This is a genomic window from Kribbella sp. NPDC026611 (assembly GCF_040638345.1).
Taxonomy (GTDB): Bacteria; Actinomycetota; Actinomycetes; order Propionibacteriales; family Kribbellaceae; genus Kribbella.
The window spans coordinates 208532-225719 of record NZ_JBEZYC010000011.1 but is presented as its reverse complement, the minus strand read 5'-3'; the positions used below and the strand labels follow the sequence as shown (position 1 = coordinate 225719).

The following is a 17188-nucleotide window of genomic DNA, read 5'->3' as shown; positions in this document are numbered from 1 at the left end:
ATCCTTCCCCTACCAAGGGATCAGACAGGTGGCAGGTCCGCTGCCAGCTCGAGCAAGCGGTCCAGGACCGCACCGCCAGAGGCGGAGCCGCCGTTGTGCTGCCACTCGTTGGTGACCCAGTGGGTCAGGTTCCCGATGTGCGCCGCGGTCTGGAGCGACAGGGCGGCGTCGACGTACATGTCCTCGTGCCAGATGGCCGCCGCGACCGGGACGCGGTTGGTGGCCAGCCGGTCGGTGTCGTAGAGCGGGGTCCAACCGCCTTCTGACGCGAGCAGGTGAGCCGCCTCGGCGAACGGCTGCAGGCCGGAGATGTGCTCCAGCATCCACGGGTAGATCATCTCGCCGGTGAACAGCAGCCGCTCCCGGTCCGGGTCGAACTCCGGCGGGCGCAGGCGCGCGGCGGCCCAGTTGGTGGGGCAGTCGTCCTGCGCGTAGATGCTCTCGTGTATCACCGTCCACAGCGGCACGTTGCCCTCGCCGCCGTTGCCCATCACGCCGTACAAGAAGGGGCGCGACAGCTCGTCCCCGTCCCACGCCGAGTCGATCAACCAGTGCAGCTCCTCGGCGTACCCGCTCATGCCCAGCTCGATACCGAGCGTCTGGAAGCGCAGTACGTCGAGCCGGTCGCCGTCGGGCAGGCGTACGTCGTTGTCGCGCAGGTGGTCCGCGATCCGGCGTACCCGGGCGACGTCCTCCGGGTAGCGGGCGTAGTACTCCTCGTTCTTCGCGACGACGCGCGGGTACGTCGCGGTGTAGACGTCGTCCGGCGTCGCGGCGAGGCCTGGGAGACCGCCCATGATCAGGCTGGTCTTTAGCCCCTCCGGCGCGAGCGAGAGGTACGTGAGCGTGATGAACCCGCCGTAGCTCGTGCCCAGCGTCGTCCACGGCTTGCCCGGGCTGAGCTCGGCGCGGATCAGCTCGAGGTCACGGACGATCGAGTCAGCCCGGAACAACCGCAGGTACGCCGCAAGCTCGGCCGGCTTCATCGACTTCGCAGTACGCGCGGTGACCGGCGTACTGCGACCTGTCCCGCGCTGGTCGAGCAACAACACCCGGTAGTCCCGAGTCGCCCGCTCCAGCCACCCGCTGGCCCCCATCGGCCGCGGCGCCGGCAACCCCGGCCCACCGTGCAGATACACAAGCCAAGGCAAGTCCTCATCAACCTTGCCCGAAGCAACAACCTCCCGCCCCAGCACCTCGAGCGTCCCACCCCCCGCCCGCCCATGCTCCACCGGCACCGAAAACCACCGATCCCCCACCACCAACCCCGGAATCCGCACCATCCCCCCATCTTCCAGGCGCGCTGGGTCACTCAACCGATCCGCCGCACGGCCGCCTCGTACTGCGACCGGTCGAAGACAAACGGCCCGAACCCCGAGTAGTCCCGGCCTGGCCGGTGCGGCTGGGCAAACCCACTCCACGTCACCTGCTCGCCACCAGCGACCCGGGCCTCGAGCGGCCAGCATCCCATCTCGCCGCACTCACACCCGAGCAGCGCCAGAGCCCCGCGCTCAGCCCAGTACTGCGACTCCGGCCGTCCTGTCAGGTACTGCGCCAGGTCCCCGTAGTCGAAGTAGTCCAGGACCAACCCGGCGTACCCACCAACAACATCAAACCCCCGCTCCGCTTCATACGAAGCCACCAACTCGACCAAGCTCACCCCGTCCACAGTCGGCATGAGCTCACGCACCGGCCCGCCCTCCCAGGACCGCACCTCGAAACCAACCCGGCGAATCTCCATCAGCTGGCCTGGCTTATGGAGCGCGCAGGAAGGCTAGGGCGTCTATCGCGGCGGGGGCCGTGGTGGTTGAGATGACCTTTACTGGGCCGGTGCGGAGGGGGGTGGTGGGTAGGTAGGTGACTACTCGGGAGGTGGTGGTGGCGGACAGGTTTACCGTGCCTATTTTGATGTTGGCGTGGTAGACGTCGACGCGGCCTTGGCCGGGGCCGTGGATGGCTACTACGGCTATGCGCTGGGCTGCTTCGGTTGCCTTGGTCAGGTAGGCGCCGTTGGCTTTCAGGATGGCGGTGGTGCCTTGGAAGGCCAGGGTGCTGGTGGAGCGGGTTGCGGTGCCTGCGGTGGTGAAGGCTCGGTCGTCCTGCGGGGAGACCGAGCAGATCTGTGGGGCCCACGCCGAGACGTTGCCGAGGTAGTCGCGGGCGCGAACCATGAAGCACTCGTCCCAGCCGAGGCGTGGCGTCCAGGAGATCGACGTGATGCGCGTGTTCTGCCACGTGGCCGGGTAGATCCAGTTGCCTAGAGCAACACCAGGCGCAGCTACCTTGTAGATCACGTCGTACGACGCGATGTCGGTGTCGTCCTTGTAGGCCCACCGGACCGTCACCGGCGCGCCCAGCGCGACCCGGTCCCCGATCCGCCACGTCACCAGCGACGGGGCCGTACCGTCGACCTCGCTGCAGTACGACGCGCTCCACGCGCTGACGTTGCCTGCGTAGTCGCGCGCCCGCACCTGCCAGCAGGTATCAGTGCCGACAGCGGCCGTCATGCTGGCGCCGTTCGTCTTCAGCCCCTGCCACGCCGGCACCTGGTTCCACGCGCCGTACGGCGAAGTCCGGTTGGGCCGCTGCTGGATCCGTAGGTCGTACGTGTTCACGCCCGTGGCCGGCGAGTTCGGGTCCTGCGGGTCCTCGTACGCCCACTCGAACGACAGGCTGGTGTTGTCCCGGATCCGGTCCCCGGCCGACGCACTGGTCAGCTTCGGCGCCACAGTGTCCGGCCGCTGCTGCGGATCCGCCGCCAGCCAGCCCAGCGTGATCACCCGCGGCCGGTCCGCGCCGTCGGCATACACGATCTTCGCTGCGCCGCCTCCGTCCGCACGGAAACTAGGAGCAGCCGTACGCACCGGGCCGTACCGCCGCTGCCCAAGCGCGACGTCGTTCAGGTCCGTCACCAGCAGGTCGGACCCAGACGCCTGGACCGTAAAGCCGTTCCCCAGCTGAGCGTCCGCCGCCACGGTCAGGTTGCGCGGCGCCTGCGGCCCCTGCACGTCCACGACCTGGTTGCACCCACTCAGCAACGCCCAGCGGCCGTTGACCCCGTGCGGTCCGACCGTGCACGCACTCGCGACCAGCACGGTCTTCACGACCCCAGTGGTGAGGTCCTTGCCGTCCAGATGTCCCGGCGACGTCACCTTCCACACCGTGTTGTCCGCGAGGGCAAAGGGCGGCGCGTAGTCCGCCAGCTTTGTCCCATTGGCGACGGCGTACACCGAGGCCGTAGCAGCTCCGGCAGCCTGGTCCGACACGAGCTTCCCGCCCTTGCCCAGCACCACCTCGTCGGCAGACGGGAACGAAAGCCCACCGACCTTCGCAGTACCTCCGTCGAACGTCAGCAGCGACGCGCCCTCCACCTGCAGCGCCTTGCCGCTGCTGGACCCACCAGAGGCCGTCCAGCTCGTCCCGTTGTTGCTCGTCTCGTACACCGCGTGACTGTCATGGTCCGACACGACGATCCGCGCCCCGGACATCCCCACGTCGGCCGCAGTACGCCCAGGGACAAGAACGCCCTCGCCCAGGTGCTCCGGCGGGTCCGCTGCCATCACCCGACCGGCCGCCAGCGGCAGCAGTACGACGGCACACGCGACCGCGAGCGCCTTGACCCGAACCTGAACACCAGACCCCCCAGCCCAACTGTGGACAACGGCCCGCACCCTAACCAGTAACCACCGGTAACGGAAGCACCAACCGGTCTGGACCCCTTCAGCCCACCTTCGTCCACGGCCCGCAGCGCGCGGTCTCGAACCCCTTGTCGGTCGTCTTCACCGTCACCGTCTGCGGACCGTTGCTGAGGTTGTTCGTGATGATCGCGTCGGTCCCGCCGTCCAGGCTCTTCAGCCGCGCCCAGTAGCATCCCGCGCCGCCGGCCGCCTTGTAGTCCCCGGCCTTGATGTCCACGCCTACCTCGTACGTCCCGTCGCCGTGGATCGCGGCCGCCGGAGTCGGAGGCCGCGCGGTCACGGTCTTCCGCGGCGGCGCGGGCAAGGTCACCGCCGGCTTGGAGACGGTCGCGGTCACCGTTGCCGTTGGCTGCGGCGCGCCGACCGCCGGACCCTCGATCCGCGCGTGCACAGCCGCACCGACCAGCAGCCCGAGGATGAAGATCCACACCGCGGCCACCCACGTAACCCGCCGCTTCGGCTTGCCTGGTGGCGACGCATGAGACATGTGGTTGCTCCCTTGGGTCGCCAAGTTTCGCGGGCAGTGAACAAGCTCTGCTGCGGGCGAACAACAGTAGTCGAACGGCTCTCGTGAGTGACAGTTTGCAGGACATGGCATGGGTGGTGCGAGGCGAGTTCCGCAAGTTGTGGGTCGGTCAACTCGTGTCGCTGTCGGGGAGCGCCGTCACCACAGTTGCACTGCCACTGGCTGCAGTTGTGACACTGCAGGCGTCCGCCGTCCAGATGGGCCTGCTGTCCGCCCTCTCGATCGCCCCACACCTCGTCTTCGGGCTCCTGGCCGGCGTCTGGGTCGACCGATGGTCGCTACGCCGCGTGCTGATCTGGACCGACCTCGGACGGCTCGTCCTGCTCGGCTCGGTGCCCGCTGCCGCGGCCCTCGACCGGCTGAGCATCGAGCAGCTGTACGTCGTCGCCGTACTGACCGGCGTCCTCACCCTGCTCAACGACACCGCCTCGCAGACCATGCTCCCGGCGCTGGTCCCGCGCGACGACCTCATGCGTGCCAACAGCGCGTCCCTGCTCAACCTGAACCTCGCCTCGACGGTAGGGCCGTCAGCGGCCGGCGTCCTGGTTCAGGTACTCACGGCACCGTTCGCGATCCTCATCGACGCCGCGTCGTACGCCGTCTCGACCCTCACGGCGTACCTGATCCGCGAGCCGGGTCGTCCTCCCGCACCAGAGCGAGCGGAGGTCCGCCTGTCGACCGGTCTGCGTGTCCTGTTCGGCCAGCGGGTACTGCGGCCGCTCCTCACGTCAGCCACCATCGCCGCGGCCGCCGGCGCCATGCAAGGCCCGCTGACCGTCCTGTACCTCGTCCGCGAGCTCCACCGCTCCCCGGCCTTCGTCGGCCTAGCCGTGACGTCCTTCGGCGCAGCTGCTGTCCTCGGCACCTTCGTCGCCGGCCCCTGGTGCCGCCGGGTAGGCATCGGCTACTCCTACCTGTCCGGCGTCTTCCTCGCATCCCTGGCCGGAGTCGCCTTGTTCACCGGGGTGACACCGCTGATCCTGCTGGGCCAGGCTGTCGCCGGGCTCGGCATGTCTCTCTTCGGTGTCCCCCAGCGCACCCTGCGTCAATCGCTCGCACCTCCTCACCTACTCGGTCAGGTCACGGCGTCCTGGCGGACGCTGGTGATCGGCGGTCAAGCGGTCGGTGCGGCGTCGTCCGGCGCACTGGCCACTGCGGTCGGCATCCGCCCGACGCTGCTGCTGGCGACCGCGGGGATGCTCGCGGGAGTCGTCGTGGGCGCGCTCTCACCGCTGCGCACGCTCCGTGACATCCCCTCGGCGGCATCGGCCGGACGATCGCTGGCGGAGGACTGATTGCGATCCGCTATAGGTCCGGAGGGCCTCTCCGCGTGGGACAGGGATGGCCTATTGCGAGCAGTGGTAATTCATCGCCGGGGAATGGAATTGGCAGGACAAGCGCTTACCTACTGGGCGATACTGGAAAGTGCGCCGTTTTTGGTCGCCGGAACCGTCGCCCGAACCCTTGTGAACACCCTTCATCGAAGTAGATGGGAAGTGCGCCCGTCCAGATGCCCCTAGAGCACCCTGCCCAAGCTCCGTCGATCGCTGCCCCTACAACCCGTGCCCCGGAACGCAGCCGCAACCTGTGGCGGCTCCGTCCCTACCTGAAGCCGCACAAGTGGCGCCTGGTGATCATGTTCTCCACCGCCATGCTGGGCACCGGCGTCTCGCTCACCGTCCCGCTGGTCACCCGAGCCATCATCGACGGCCCGGTCACCCGTCGTGAGCTGAGCATGCTGGTCCCCCTGGCCCTGCTGGCCCTCGGCCTCAGCCTCGCCGAGGTCATCCTGGTCTGGATGCGCCGGTGGGCCCAGTCCGCCGCGGTCAGCGACCTGGAGGCCTCGCTCCGGCACGACCTGTACGTCCGGCTCCAGTCCCTGCCGATGGAGTTCCACACCAAGTGGCAGAGCGGCCAGCTGCTCTCCCGCGTCACCACCGACCTGTCGATCATCCGCCGGTTCATGGGCTTCGGCCTGCTGTTCCTGGTGATGAACATCCTGCAGCTGGCCGTCGTGACGATCCTGCTGCTCCAGCTCTACTGGCCGCTCGGCATCGTCGTGCTGCTCGCTGCGGTCCCGATCATCCTGGTGTCGCTGAAGTTCGAGAAGAAGTACCTGCTGATCTCCCGCGAGGTGCAGGACCAGCAGGGCGACCTGGCCACCCGGATCGAGGAGTCGGCGCTCGGCTACCGGGTGATCAAGGCGTTCGGCCGCCGCCGGCACGTGCAGCGGCAGTTCGACGACGAGGCGCTCACGCTCTACACGACCGAGGTCGCGAAGGTCCGGCTGGCATCGCGGTTCTGGAGCTTCCTCGGCGTCATCCCGAACCTGACCCTGGTGATCGTGCTGCTGCTCGGCGCGCTCGCGGTCGGCCGCGAGGCGATCACGCTCGGCACGCTGGTCGCGTTCATCACGCTGATGCTGTCGCTGATCTGGCCGGTCACCTCGCTCGGCGCGATCCTGGCGATGGCTCAGGAGGCGATGACCGCGGCGGACCGGATCAGCGAGATCCTCGACACCTACTCGGTGATCAAGTCCGGTCCGGTCGAGCTCACCAACGCGCGCGGTCACCTGCGGTTCGAGCAGGTCGGGTTCCGGTTCTCGCCGGACTCGGCGGACGTCCTGCACGACATCAACCTGGACCTCACCCCCGGTACGACGCTGGCGCTGGTCGGCGCGACCGGCTCCGGCAAGACCACCCTGACCGCTCTGGTCCCCCGGCTGTACGACGTGACGGCAGGCCGGATCACCATCGACGGTCACGACATCCGTGAGCTGACCCTCACCTCACTGCGGAGCGCGGTCGCGTCGGCGTTCGACGACCCGACCCTGTTCTCGATGAGCGTCCGGGAGAACCTCACCCTCGGCCGGCCCGACGCTTCCGAGGCAGAGATCCAGCAAGCCTTGCAGGTGGCACAGGCGGAGTTCGCCAACGAGCTGCCGTGGGGGTTGGAGACCCGCGTCGGTGAGCAGGGCATGTCGCTGTCCGGTGGTCAGCGTCAGCGGCTCGCACTGGCCCGAGCGGTGCTGGCGAAACCGGCCGTCCTGGTCCTCGACGACACGCTGTCGGCGCTCGACGTCCACACCGAGGCTCTGGTCGAGGAGGCACTGCGCAACGTGCTGTCCGACACCACGGGCATCGTGGTGGCGCACCGTGCGTCCACGGTGATGCTGGCCGACAAGGTGGCGCTGCTGCAGGGCGGCACGGTCACCCACGTCGGTACCCATCAAGAGTTGCTCGCGACGGTACCGGCGTACCGGCACCTGCTCGCGGCGGAGGAAGAGGAGGTGCACGCATGACGACGACCCAGCAGACACCTCCTCCCAACGAGGAGCCGAAGGACGACCAGCGGGACGAGCAGAACTGGCGTGGCCAGTTCGAGGAGGACCCCGACCGGGAGATCTCGCGGGCGACCACGATCCGGCTCAAGGCGGACTCGCGGAAGCTGCTCGGCGAGTTGCTCCGGCCGTACCAGAAGCTGATCTGGCTGCTGGTCGTGATCGTCGTGGTCGAGAACGGCGCCCGGCTCGCGGTCCCGTACCTGGTCCACCTCGGCATCGACAACGGCATCCCGCCGATCATCGCCGGCAAGGGTGCGCGGGACCTGATCACGATCGTCGCCGTCGTCCTGGCGATGGCGTTGCTGCAGGCATGGGCCCGGCAGGTCTTCCTGATGCGGTCCGGCCGGCTCGGTCAGTCCATCCTGCTCGGGCTGCGGCGCCGCGTGTTCGACCACTTCCAGCGGTTGAGCCCGGCGTTCCACGACCGGTTCACGTCCGGCCGGGTGATCTCCCGGATGACGTCCGACGTCCAGGTCATCGACGAGATGCTGGCGAACGGCTTCGACGGGCTGGTGACCGCAGTACTGACGCTGGTCGGTACGGCGATCCTCCTGCTCACGCTGGACGTGAAGCTCGGGCTGATCGCGCTGCTGTCGTTCCCGGTGCTGCTGATCCTGACGGCCTGGTTCCGGAAGCGGTCCGCGATCGTGTACCGGCAGACGCGCGAGGCGGTCGTCCTGGTCATCATCCACTTCGTCGAGTCGATGACCGGGATCCGCGCGGTCCAGGCGTTCCGCCGGGAGCCGCGGAACGAGGAGATCTTCCATACCGTCAACGACCGCTACCGGCGGGCGAACCTCGAGTCGTTCCGGCTGAACGCGGTCTTCATGCCCGCGATCAAGGGCGTCGGCAACGTCACCATCGTCGCGATCCTGGCGTACGGCGGCTACCAGGCGTACCACGGGCACGTGACCGTCGGTGTGCTGACCGCGTTCCTGCTGTACCTGCGCCAGTTCTTCGAGCCGCTGCAGGACATCACGCAGTTCTACAACACCTTCCTGTCCGCGAGCGCGGCGCTGGAGAAGCTGTCGGGCGTGCTGAACGAGAAGCCCGACGTACCGGAGCCGCTGGAGCCGGCCAAGCCGGCGCGGGGCCGGGGTCACCTGGAGCTGCGGAACGTGCGGTTCGAGTACGTCGACGGCGTACCCGTGCTGCCCGGTCTGCAGCTGGACGTGCCGGCGGGTCAGACGCTTGCCCTGGTCGGGACGACCGGTGCGGGTAAGACCACGATCGCCAAGCTGGTGGCGCGGTTCTACGACCCGACCAGTGGGTCGCTGCTGCTGGACGGCGTCGACCTGCGCGACCTGACCGAGGACGACCTGCGCGAGCGCGTGGTCATGGTGACGCAGGAGAACTTCCTCTTCACCGGCTCGGTCGCCGACAACATCCGCTTCGGCAAGCCCGGGGCATCGATGGAGGAGGTCGTCCAGGCGGCCAAGGTGATCGGTGCGCACGAGTTCATCACGGCGCTCCCCGACGGCTACGACACCGCCGTGGAGAAGCGCGGATCGCGCCTGTCGGCCGGCCAGCGCCAGCTGGTCGCGTTCGCGCGCGCGTTCCTCGCCAACCCGTCCGTGCTGATCCTCGACGAGGCGACGTCCAGCCTGGACATCCCCAGCGAACGCCTGATCCAGCGCGCGCTGAAGACGATCCTCGCCGACCGGACGGCGATCGTCATCGCCCACCGCTTGTCCACCGTGGAAACCGCCGACCGAGTGATCGTCCTGGAACACGGCCGCATCATCGAGGACGGCGCCCCCACCGACCTGGTCGCCACCGACGGCCACTACGCCGGCCTGCACCAAGCCTGGGAAGAGTCCCTGGCCTGACCCCGGTCGTGCGCCCGCAGACCGCCCCGGACCACGTCGGTCCGGGGCGGTCTGCGCTCCGGCTCGGCTGAACCGCCGCGATGTCACACTCAGGGCCATGCCCAGCGCACGGCGGAAGGCGGCCCGATGACCGAGGCTCGGCTGGAGAATCCGCTCGTCCAGGAACTCGAGGAGCTGGAGCGGCGCGCCCGGAGCCTGTCTGCTCGCGACGCCGTGGCCGAGGTCGAAGCGTTCTTCGACAGGCACCCCGAGGCCCACGACGACTTGGCCGCGGCACGCCCGGACATCGTCGGTGAACTGGACGGCGCCCCCTGGCAGCTGCGGGTCCGGACGAACCGGGCCCGGCTCGAGCGGGACCGCGACGTGCTCCGCACGAGGTTCGGCGCGGACGGCCTACCCGATCAGGACCGGCTTCGATTGAACACCCTCAACCGGATGCTCGCGCCGCGCATCGAGGTGATCTACGTGCCCGAGATCGACGACGCCGGAGACCCGGTACTGGACGACGACGGTCTGGCGCTGCCTTCGCGGCAACTGGTCGAGATCGACCGGCAGTTCCTCTCCGTCGGATCGACGGGCGACGGCCGGGCCGTCGAGCTGTACGGCAATCTGTCAACGGCCGAGAACGTCGTGTACATCGTGCACGGCATCGGCGTGACGATCGACGACATGCCGACGCAGACCAGCATCGCCAACAACATCCACACCGCGATCCAGAATGGCGGAGCCACTCCCCAGGAGCGGGTCAACGGTCGGTCCACCCGCCAGGAGACGGCGACGCTGCTCTACGTCTACGACGGCCCGAACACGTTCACCGAGACGGTCACCGCCGAGGTGGCGCGCCGCGAGGGCGATCTGCTGGCCCGGTGCATGGTTGGTGTGGACATCCAGATCCGCGCGGACGCCCGGACCACCGCATTCTCCCACAGTTACGGCACGCGGACCCTGGCCGAAGCCATTCGCGACGACCGCGCCAACGTGGACCGGGTGATCTGGTCCGGCAGTCCCGGTCTCGGCGACGACATCCACTCGATCGAGGACCTCAACCTGCGCGAAGGCACGCTGAACTTCGGACTGCGAGCGCCGTACGATCCCGTGTCGATCAGTGAGGGACACGGCCGCGACCCGGTCGACTTCGAGGACGTCACCCACCTCGCGACCGTCGGCGACGAGCCGGGTGATCTGCCGGTCAAGGGACACGAGTCGTTCTGGCGGTACGGCAGCGAGACGCAGAAGAACATCGGCCGGGTAGGTCGCGGGGAGCCGGTGACGACGACCACGACCTCCCTGGCCGACGAAACCAGAATCGGTCCGCTGTCGTGGGGGACTCCGGTGCGGTCGATCACGCGCCCGCTGGGGCGGGCGTACCGGGCGGCATTCGAGGGCACGGCCAGGGCGGGCGGCAGGCCGCCGGCCACTGGATCGTTGTCCGTCGAGTCGACGCGGCCGCCGATGGCCCGTGGTTCGGGGTATCGGAACCCGGGGCTGTCCAGCCGGGGCACCGATCCTCGCGCTGGGTCGGGGACTGTCGGATCTGGCCTGTAGCTTGGCCGTGTGCTGACGACCCTCGCGGTGGAGAACTACCGGTCGCTGCGCCGGCTCGTGCTGCCGCTGCGCGGGCTGAATGTAGTGACCGGAGCGAACGGGACCGGCAAGTCCAGCCTGTACCGGGCGCTCCGGCTCCTCGCCGACGCGTCCCGCAACGGCGCTGTCGCCGCGCTGGCTCGCGAGGGTGGTCTGCAGTCGACGCTGTGGGCCGGACCGGAGTACGTGCGCAAGGACCGGCCCGTGCAGGGCACCAGGCGGACCAAATCGGTCGGGCTGCGGATGGGATTCGCCGGGGACGACTACGGCTATCTCATGGATCTCGGTCTACCGGTCCCGCTCGGCTCGCAGTTCGATCTGGATCCGGAGATCAAGCGCGAGGCGTTGTGGGCCGGTCCGTTCCTTCGTCCGGCCGCGCTGCTGGTCGAGCGGTCCGGCGGCGAGGTGCGGATCCGGTCCGGGACCGGCGAGTGGCAGCGCGGCGGGTACCAGGTGCAGACGTTCGACAGCATGCTGAGCGAGTTCGCCGATCCGGAACGGGCGCCGGAACTGCTGACGGTGCGGGAGCGGATGCGGTCCTGGCGGTTCTACGACCATTTCCGGACCGACGCGGACGCGCCCGCCCGTCGAGTGCAGATCGGCACGCGTACTACGGTGCTCGGTCCGGACGGCGGTGACGTCGCAGCCGCGTTGCAGACCGTCCGCGAGATCGGGCCACGGGGTGCGCTTGACGAGGCGATCGAGCTCGCGTTTCCCGGTAGCCGCGTGGAGATCGTCAACACCGTTGGGCGGTTCGAGGTGGCGTTTCATCAGCACGGGCTGCTTCGTCCGTTGTCCGGGAGTGAGCTGTCCGACGGCACTCTTCGGTATCTGCTCTGGGTCGCGGCTTTGCTGACTCCACGTCCGCCCGAGCTCCTCGTCCTGAACGAGCCCGAGACCAGCCTGCATCCCGATCTCCTGCCGGCGCTGGCGAATCTCGTCATCACCGCGGCGAAGGAGGCGCAGGTCATCGTGGTCACCCACTCCCGGCCTTTCCTTGCAGCGCTCGGCGCCCTGACCGATGAGGTCCACACCATCGAGCTGGTCAAGGATCGCGGCGCGACGACCATGGCCGGTCAGGGCCCGCTCGACGAACCACCCTGGAAGTGGCCTACGCGCTAGGGCCGCGCTAGTCCTCGGTCAGGAAGGCGATCATCGTGGCGACGAGCTCTGCCGACGACGAAGAGATCCAGTGATTTCCTGGGACTGTGGCGTAGGTGCTGTGCGGTAGTGCAGCCACGAACTGGTCCGCTGAGGCGCGTCGTTCGTCGTCCGTGCCCATCACCACCAAGGTCGGCACCCGGACACGACCGAGGTCCTCGGTCGACGTCGGGACGAGCGAGTCCAGCACATGCAGCAACGCCGTCGGATCGGCGCCACTCACCCGCAGCCAGTGCTCCGCCTCAGCCTCCGCCGACCCCGCCTCGAACGTCCCACCACCCAACACGCGCCGCATCAACGACCCGACCCCTTCTCCGGCGCCCGTGAACTGGTTGAGGCCCTGGGCAGCGATGATCGCCCGTCGGGGTGTGGCGCCTCGCACCAGCAGCCGCCCGACGATTCGTCCTCCGAGGGACGAGCCAGCGAGGTCGTAGTCCTCGAGCCCCAGCTGCTCGATCAGCGCCAGCCCGTCATCGACCAGCACGTCCGGAGGGTAAGCGCTCGACTCATGCGGCCGCGCGCTCGCACCATGTCCGCGGAAGTCCGGCAGGATCACCCCGAACCCATGGGCCGCAAGCTCCTCCGCCTGGCCCGCGCGCAGCCACATCGTCCCGTCCATCTGAAACCCGTGCAGCAACACCAACGGCCGGCCCGCACCCACGACGCGGTACGCAAGACGCGCCCCGTCGCGCCCGCTGAAGAACGACACCGCCGGACGGTCCACGCGGCGCCTACGCCTTGACGGACTCGAAGCGGACCAAGATGACCGACCCGGCTGCCGACAGCAGGAACCCGACGACCGCGGCCGGCCACCACCCCGCGCGGACGGCATCACCGAGCACGAAGACACCGACAGCGGCAGGCGTGATCGTCTGCAGCGCGATCATTGGGGTCGTTGCCAGCGTCACCGAACCGCGTTGCAGCGCGAGCGAGTAGAGGATGAACGCCAGCGCGCCACTGATCGGCAGCGTGTACGTCGTGGGGCTGCGCAACAACTCTTGCAGCGAGCCGTCCTGGAGCATCCGCGCCGAGATCGCAACCCCGGCGTACCCACATCCCGCGAGCAACCCGAGCAACGCGGTCGAGACGCCGTGCTGCGAACGGCTGGCAATGGCGCCGAGGACCGCGATCGTGACCAGGCCGACGATGACGCCGATGATCAGGCCGTGGTGCTGGACGCTGTCACCCGCATCGCCGGAAGACACCGCGAGCACGCCGAGGCCCACGCAGACCGAGATCACCGCCGACCACTCGAGGCCGCTGAGCTGGTCTGCCATCAGCCGCGTCGCGAGCAGCGCGGTGACGACCAGGCTGACCGCGATACCGGCCTGCGCGAGATAGAGCGGAAGGTGGCGCAGGGCAACGAAGTGCAGCCCGAAGCCCGCCAGGTTCAAGGCCAGCGCGCCGAGGAACGCGGGTTGTCTGAGCAGCGAGGCGACGAACCCGCCGAGCCGCCGCGGATCCAGCTCGGACTCGGTCGGGACCTTGCGCGAACCGACCGCCTGCAGGATCGAGGCGACACCGAAGAGCACCGCGGCGCCGAGCGCCGCGCCGAGACCGAGGACCACTCAGCTGACCCTGACCTTGCGCCGCTGCGCCCGGAACGTCAGGTACAGGCTGAGCACCCCGTAGTACAGCAGGTACGCCAGCGAGACCACGACCACGAACGGGTTCGGGTTCGGCATCTGGGCCAGCAGGACGGCGTACGACGCCAGCCAGATCGCGGTCGTCAGCAGGTTCAGCGAGCGGAAAGCCTTGGTCCGCGACGGGTACACGTACTTCACCGGGATGAAGACCAGGATCGAGCAGATCACCAGGACCATGCCGGTGGTGACCGGGCTGAGGCCGAGCACGACGACGTAGAAGGCCACCACGTTCCAGTAGCTGGGGAAGCCGAGGAAGAAGTGGTCCTCGGTCTTCGCGTCGACCCGGCAGAACTGGTAGCTGGAGGCAAGGAGCGGCAGCGCGCCGAGGACCGCTCCCCACGCACCGGACGGCAGGTAGCCGCCGGTCCAGAGCAGCACGATCGGAGCGAAGGCGTACGTCAGGTAGTCGACGATGTTGTCGAGCATCGCGCCGTCGAACCACGGGATCGTTTCCTTCACCCGCAGCCGGCGCGCGAGCATCCCGTCGGTGCCGTCGATCACCAGCGCGGCCAGGCCGAGCCAGAGGGCCCGGACGGCGTCGCCGTCGATGGCGGCGATGACGATCAGCAACGCGAGCACCGTTCCGCTCGCGGTATAGGCATGCAGTGCCAGTCCGGCCAGACGCAACCGCGTTGACCCGACGAACGGTTCGCGCACCGCGTCGTGTGTGGTCAGGACGACTCCCAGAACTCGATCGACGCACCGGCGCCGGGCCGGATCAACACAATCCGGCCGAGGTCAGCGTCTCACGAGGGCGGCCGAGTTCCGGGAACCGGCCTGGGTTCTCTACCAGGAATTGACTCCCTGGCAGCGACCGGCGGGTGACTTACCTGGCCTGCTCGAGCAAGAAGATCGGGATCTTGCGGTCGGTCTTGGTCTGGTACTCCGCGTACGGCGGGTACGCCGCGACACCGCGGTCCCACCACTCGTCGTACTCCGCGCCGTCGATCTCGCGGGCGACGTACTGCTTGCTGACCTCGCCGTCCTGCAGCGTCACGTTGGGGTCGGCCTGCAGGTTGTAGTACCAGACCGGGTTCTTCGGTGCGCCGCCGAGCGAGGCGAACGCCGCGTACACGCCGTCCTTCTCGACCCGCATCACCGGCACCTTGCGGAGCTTGCCGGACTTCGCGCCGCGCATGGTCATCAGCACGACCTTCATGCCCTTGATGTCGACCGCGGCGGTGGTCCCGGCCTCGGTGACCTTCTCCACCTGCTCCCGGACCCAGCCGGCGGTGCTCGGTGCGTATTCGTCAGTGTTCGATGTCATGTCACCAATGCTAATGGTGACGCGTCATCAACAGAAGTCCCGCGTGTCGCCGTCCAGCCTTCGGTACCCGATCCACTACCTACGACTCCTCGTCCGTCTCGGCCGCTTGCCTGGACTCGGCCAGCTCGGTGATGACGGCCAGACGCTGGTCCCACTGGGCCGCGACGTCCGCCATCCACGCTGCCGTCGCATTCAGCGCCGACGACCGCAGCTCGAACCGCACCTCCCGACCCTGCCGTCGGCTCTCCACCAATCCGGCCTCCCGCAGTACGCCGAGATGCTGCACCACAGCCTGGCGCGTCACCGGCACCTCGCTCGCGATCGAGGTCGCCGTCCCACCACCTCCGTTCACCAATACCTCGAACACCACCCGCCGCGTCGGATCCCCCAACGCCTCGAACACCGCATCAGGCCGGAACACCTGCCGCCCAGACCCGGCCTGTGTCACGCCAGGAACGCCAGCCGCGCCGGCCGCGCCCGGCTCGACCTGCTCCGGCCGGTCAGCGGTGGTCACAGCGTTGGCGCCAGCTCCGACAGCGCCGCCAAACCACCGTCCCATCCCTGCGCGGACTGGTCGGCCAGCTTCGCCTGCTCCTCCGCGGACGACTCCAACCGCTCGAAGCCCGACTCGACCACGCGCAGCCTGGTCCCCTCGCCCTCAGGGGTCAGGGTGAACTCGACGAGGTTGGAGTTCCCCGGGGCCGGCTCCACTCCCGGCTCAACGCCGTACCGATAAGCGAACCGCCGCCCCGGCTCGACCTTCTCGACGAAGCCGTAGTACTCCCCGTGCTCGTCCCAGCGCATCGTGAGCTTGCCACCCACGCGCAGGTCGATCTCCGCACCACCGAACGCATACCACCGCTGAAAGGCCTCCGGCTGGGTGATCGCACTCCACACGAGCTCCGGCCGGGCCTCGACGAATACCTCACGCTCCACGCTCTCCATGCCCGCAATCCTGACAGGCCGATCGGCGATGTGCAAGTCGAGACTTGCACATCAGGGAGAGCAGGACTTCAGCTGCGTCGCGGTCGCGATCGTCGCCTCGATCCAGCGCCGCCGCAGGAAGTGCGCCTTGAGCAACCGGTGGATCCCGTCCAGCACCACCAGCCGGCCGCGGTACGCGACCAGGTTGACCGGGAAGTCGAGGTCCGCGTCCATCACCCGCTGGTAGTGCGCGCGGTAGTTCATCGGCGTCTCCGCGACCTGGTGCGGCGTGACCCTGAACCGCTCCCCGTCGAGCTGCCACAGCGGCAGGTCGAACATCCAGACCAGGTCGGCGATCTCGACCGGCTCCACCTTGAGGTCGAGCTCGCGCAGCTTCGCCAGCTGCCAGTGGTACGGCGGGAACACCTCGCGCAACGGGTCGGGCATCATCGCGACCAGTTCCTCGAACGAGACGTCCGGCGCGGCCCGGTCCGCACCGACATCGAGAGAGTCGCCCAGCCCATCGGTCGTCACGACCGAGCAGGCTACGCCATCCGCAGGGCGATCACGACAACGTTGCTGAGGTAGATCTCGCCGTTCCAGTCCTCACAGGTGACGAGGACGAGCCGCCCGGCAACGGACTGGTCGAAGACCTGCGCGGCACGCTTGGCCAGAGTGGCCTTCCGGTACGTCGTCACCGTCGCCACCTGGTAGCGCAGTACGCCGCGGACGGTAGACACCTGGATCACGGACCCGGGAACGAGCTTGTCGAGGTTGTCGAACGCCCCTCCGCCGCTGTGGACGGTGTGCCCGGTGATGACGGCCGAGCCGCGCTTCGCGCCCGGCTGCGCGCCTCCGGACCACCAGCCGACGGTCGTCGGGTCGGAGGGCGGGGTCAGCGCGGCGTTGACAGCTTTGATGGCCAGAACCGGTGCGTCGACACCTAGCTGCGGGATGGCGATGCCGGTCGGTCGCGCAGGACGGACCGGGGCGGCCGGGGGCTTCGTCCCTCGAGTGGTCGACGGAGCTGACCGAAGAGGTTGCGGGACCTTCCGGGACTCACCACGCGCGGTGACCGCGGCGGACGACGACCGCGGCGAGGGTGAGGTAGGAGCCGAGGCGCCGGCGTGGTCCTCACCGAACTGCAGGTACGCGCCCGCCGCGAGCACACAAGTACCCGCGAGCGCGACCACCCCACTCCACCGCAGTG

17 protein-coding genes are annotated in these 17188 nt (G+C 68.7%); 5 read left to right on the top strand and 12 right to left on the bottom strand.

What is annotated here, in order from left to right; all coding sequences use genetic code 11:
* Window positions 1-20: 20 nt before the first annotated feature.
* The 4 genes from AB0E69_RS35785 to AB0E69_RS35770 form a co-directional block, all read right to left on the bottom strand.
* Window positions 21-1151: an alpha/beta fold hydrolase gene (locus tag AB0E69_RS35785; RefSeq protein WP_360156833.1), complete on the bottom strand. Its 1131-nt coding sequence runs from the start codon at window positions 1149-1151 to the stop codon at window positions 21-23.
* 161 nt (window positions 1152-1312) lie between these two features.
* Window positions 1313-1642, bottom strand: coding sequence for a hypothetical protein (locus tag AB0E69_RS35780; protein WP_360156830.1), 330 nt, complete (start codon window positions 1640-1642; stop codon window positions 1313-1315).
* Between the two features lie 112 nt (window positions 1643-1754).
* Complete coding sequence (locus AB0E69_RS35775) at window positions 1755-3671, bottom strand: hypothetical protein (protein ID WP_360156827.1); 1917 nt, start codon at window positions 3669-3671, stop codon at window positions 1755-1757.
* Window positions 3672-3720: 49 nt separating this feature from the next.
* The gene (locus AB0E69_RS35770) at window positions 3721-4185 is read right to left on the bottom strand and encodes a hypothetical protein (protein WP_360156824.1); all 465 of its coding nucleotides are present in this window, start codon (window positions 4183-4185) and stop codon (window positions 3721-3723) included.
* Between the two features lie 104 nt (window positions 4186-4289).
* Between AB0E69_RS35770 and AB0E69_RS35765 the strand changes: the two genes are divergently transcribed.
* From AB0E69_RS35765 to AB0E69_RS35745, 5 genes are all read left to right on the top strand, one after another.
* Window positions 4290-5519 (top strand): MFS transporter, encoded by a 1230-nt coding sequence (locus AB0E69_RS35765; RefSeq protein ID WP_360156822.1) that lies wholly within the window; start codon window positions 4290-4292, stop codon window positions 5517-5519.
* Between the two features lie 341 nt (window positions 5520-5860).
* On the top strand, window positions 5861-7525 hold the full coding sequence (locus tag AB0E69_RS35760) for an ABC transporter ATP-binding protein (protein WP_360156981.1): 1665 nt from the start codon (window positions 5861-5863) through the stop codon (window positions 7523-7525).
* Window positions 7522-9396, top strand: a complete 1875-nt coding sequence (locus AB0E69_RS35755; protein ID WP_360156819.1) for an ABC transporter ATP-binding protein — start codon at window positions 7522-7524, stop codon at window positions 9394-9396. Before AB0E69_RS35760 ends, AB0E69_RS35755 begins: the two co-directional genes overlap by 4 nt.
* Before the next feature lie 126 nt (window positions 9397-9522).
* Entirely contained in the window at window positions 9523-10941 is a 1419-nt protein-coding gene (locus AB0E69_RS35750; RefSeq protein WP_360156816.1) for an alpha/beta hydrolase, read from the top strand.
* Window positions 10942-10950: 9 nt separating this feature from the next.
* Window positions 10951-12102, top strand: coding sequence for an AAA family ATPase (locus AB0E69_RS35745; protein WP_360156813.1), 1152 nt, complete (start codon window positions 10951-10953; stop codon window positions 12100-12102).
* Between the two features lie 7 nt (window positions 12103-12109).
* On the opposite strand, the gene AB0E69_RS35740 is transcribed toward AB0E69_RS35745, so the two are convergent.
* The 8 genes from AB0E69_RS35740 to AB0E69_RS35705 all read right to left on the bottom strand — a co-directional run bounded on the left by AB0E69_RS35740 (window position 12110) and on the right by AB0E69_RS35705 (window position 17171).
* Complete coding sequence (locus AB0E69_RS35740) at window positions 12110-12850, bottom strand: alpha/beta hydrolase (RefSeq protein WP_360156810.1); 741 nt, start codon at window positions 12848-12850, stop codon at window positions 12110-12112.
* Window positions 12851-12872: 22 nt separating this feature from the next.
* Entirely contained in the window at window positions 12873-13709 is an 837-nt protein-coding gene (locus AB0E69_RS35735; RefSeq protein ID WP_360156807.1) for a hypothetical protein, read from the bottom strand.
* Complete coding sequence (locus tag AB0E69_RS35730) at window positions 13710-14444, bottom strand: CDP-alcohol phosphatidyltransferase family protein (protein WP_360156804.1); 735 nt, start codon at window positions 14442-14444, stop codon at window positions 13710-13712.
* A gap of 169 nt (window positions 14445-14613) precedes the next feature.
* Complete coding sequence (locus tag AB0E69_RS35725) at window positions 14614-15054, bottom strand: nitroreductase family deazaflavin-dependent oxidoreductase (RefSeq protein ID WP_360156801.1); 441 nt, start codon at window positions 15052-15054, stop codon at window positions 14614-14616.
* Between the two features lie 79 nt (window positions 15055-15133).
* On the bottom strand, window positions 15134-15568 hold the full coding sequence (locus tag AB0E69_RS35720; RefSeq protein WP_360156798.1) for a metalloregulator ArsR/SmtB family transcription factor: 435 nt from the start codon (window positions 15566-15568) through the stop codon (window positions 15134-15136).
* The gene (locus AB0E69_RS35715) at window positions 15565-15999 is read right to left on the bottom strand and encodes an SRPBCC domain-containing protein (protein WP_360156795.1); all 435 of its coding nucleotides are present in this window, start codon (window positions 15997-15999) and stop codon (window positions 15565-15567) included. The genes AB0E69_RS35720 and AB0E69_RS35715 overlap by 4 nt, the downstream gene beginning before the upstream one ends.
* A 51-nt stretch (window positions 16000-16050) precedes the next feature.
* On the bottom strand, window positions 16051-16512 hold the full coding sequence (locus AB0E69_RS35710; RefSeq protein ID WP_360156792.1) for a hypothetical protein: 462 nt from the start codon (window positions 16510-16512) through the stop codon (window positions 16051-16053).
* A gap of 11 nt (window positions 16513-16523) precedes the next feature.
* Window positions 16524-17171 (bottom strand): class F sortase, encoded by a 648-nt coding sequence (locus AB0E69_RS35705; RefSeq protein ID WP_360156789.1) that lies wholly within the window; start codon window positions 17169-17171, stop codon window positions 16524-16526.
* Window positions 17172-17188: the final 17 nt, after the last annotated feature.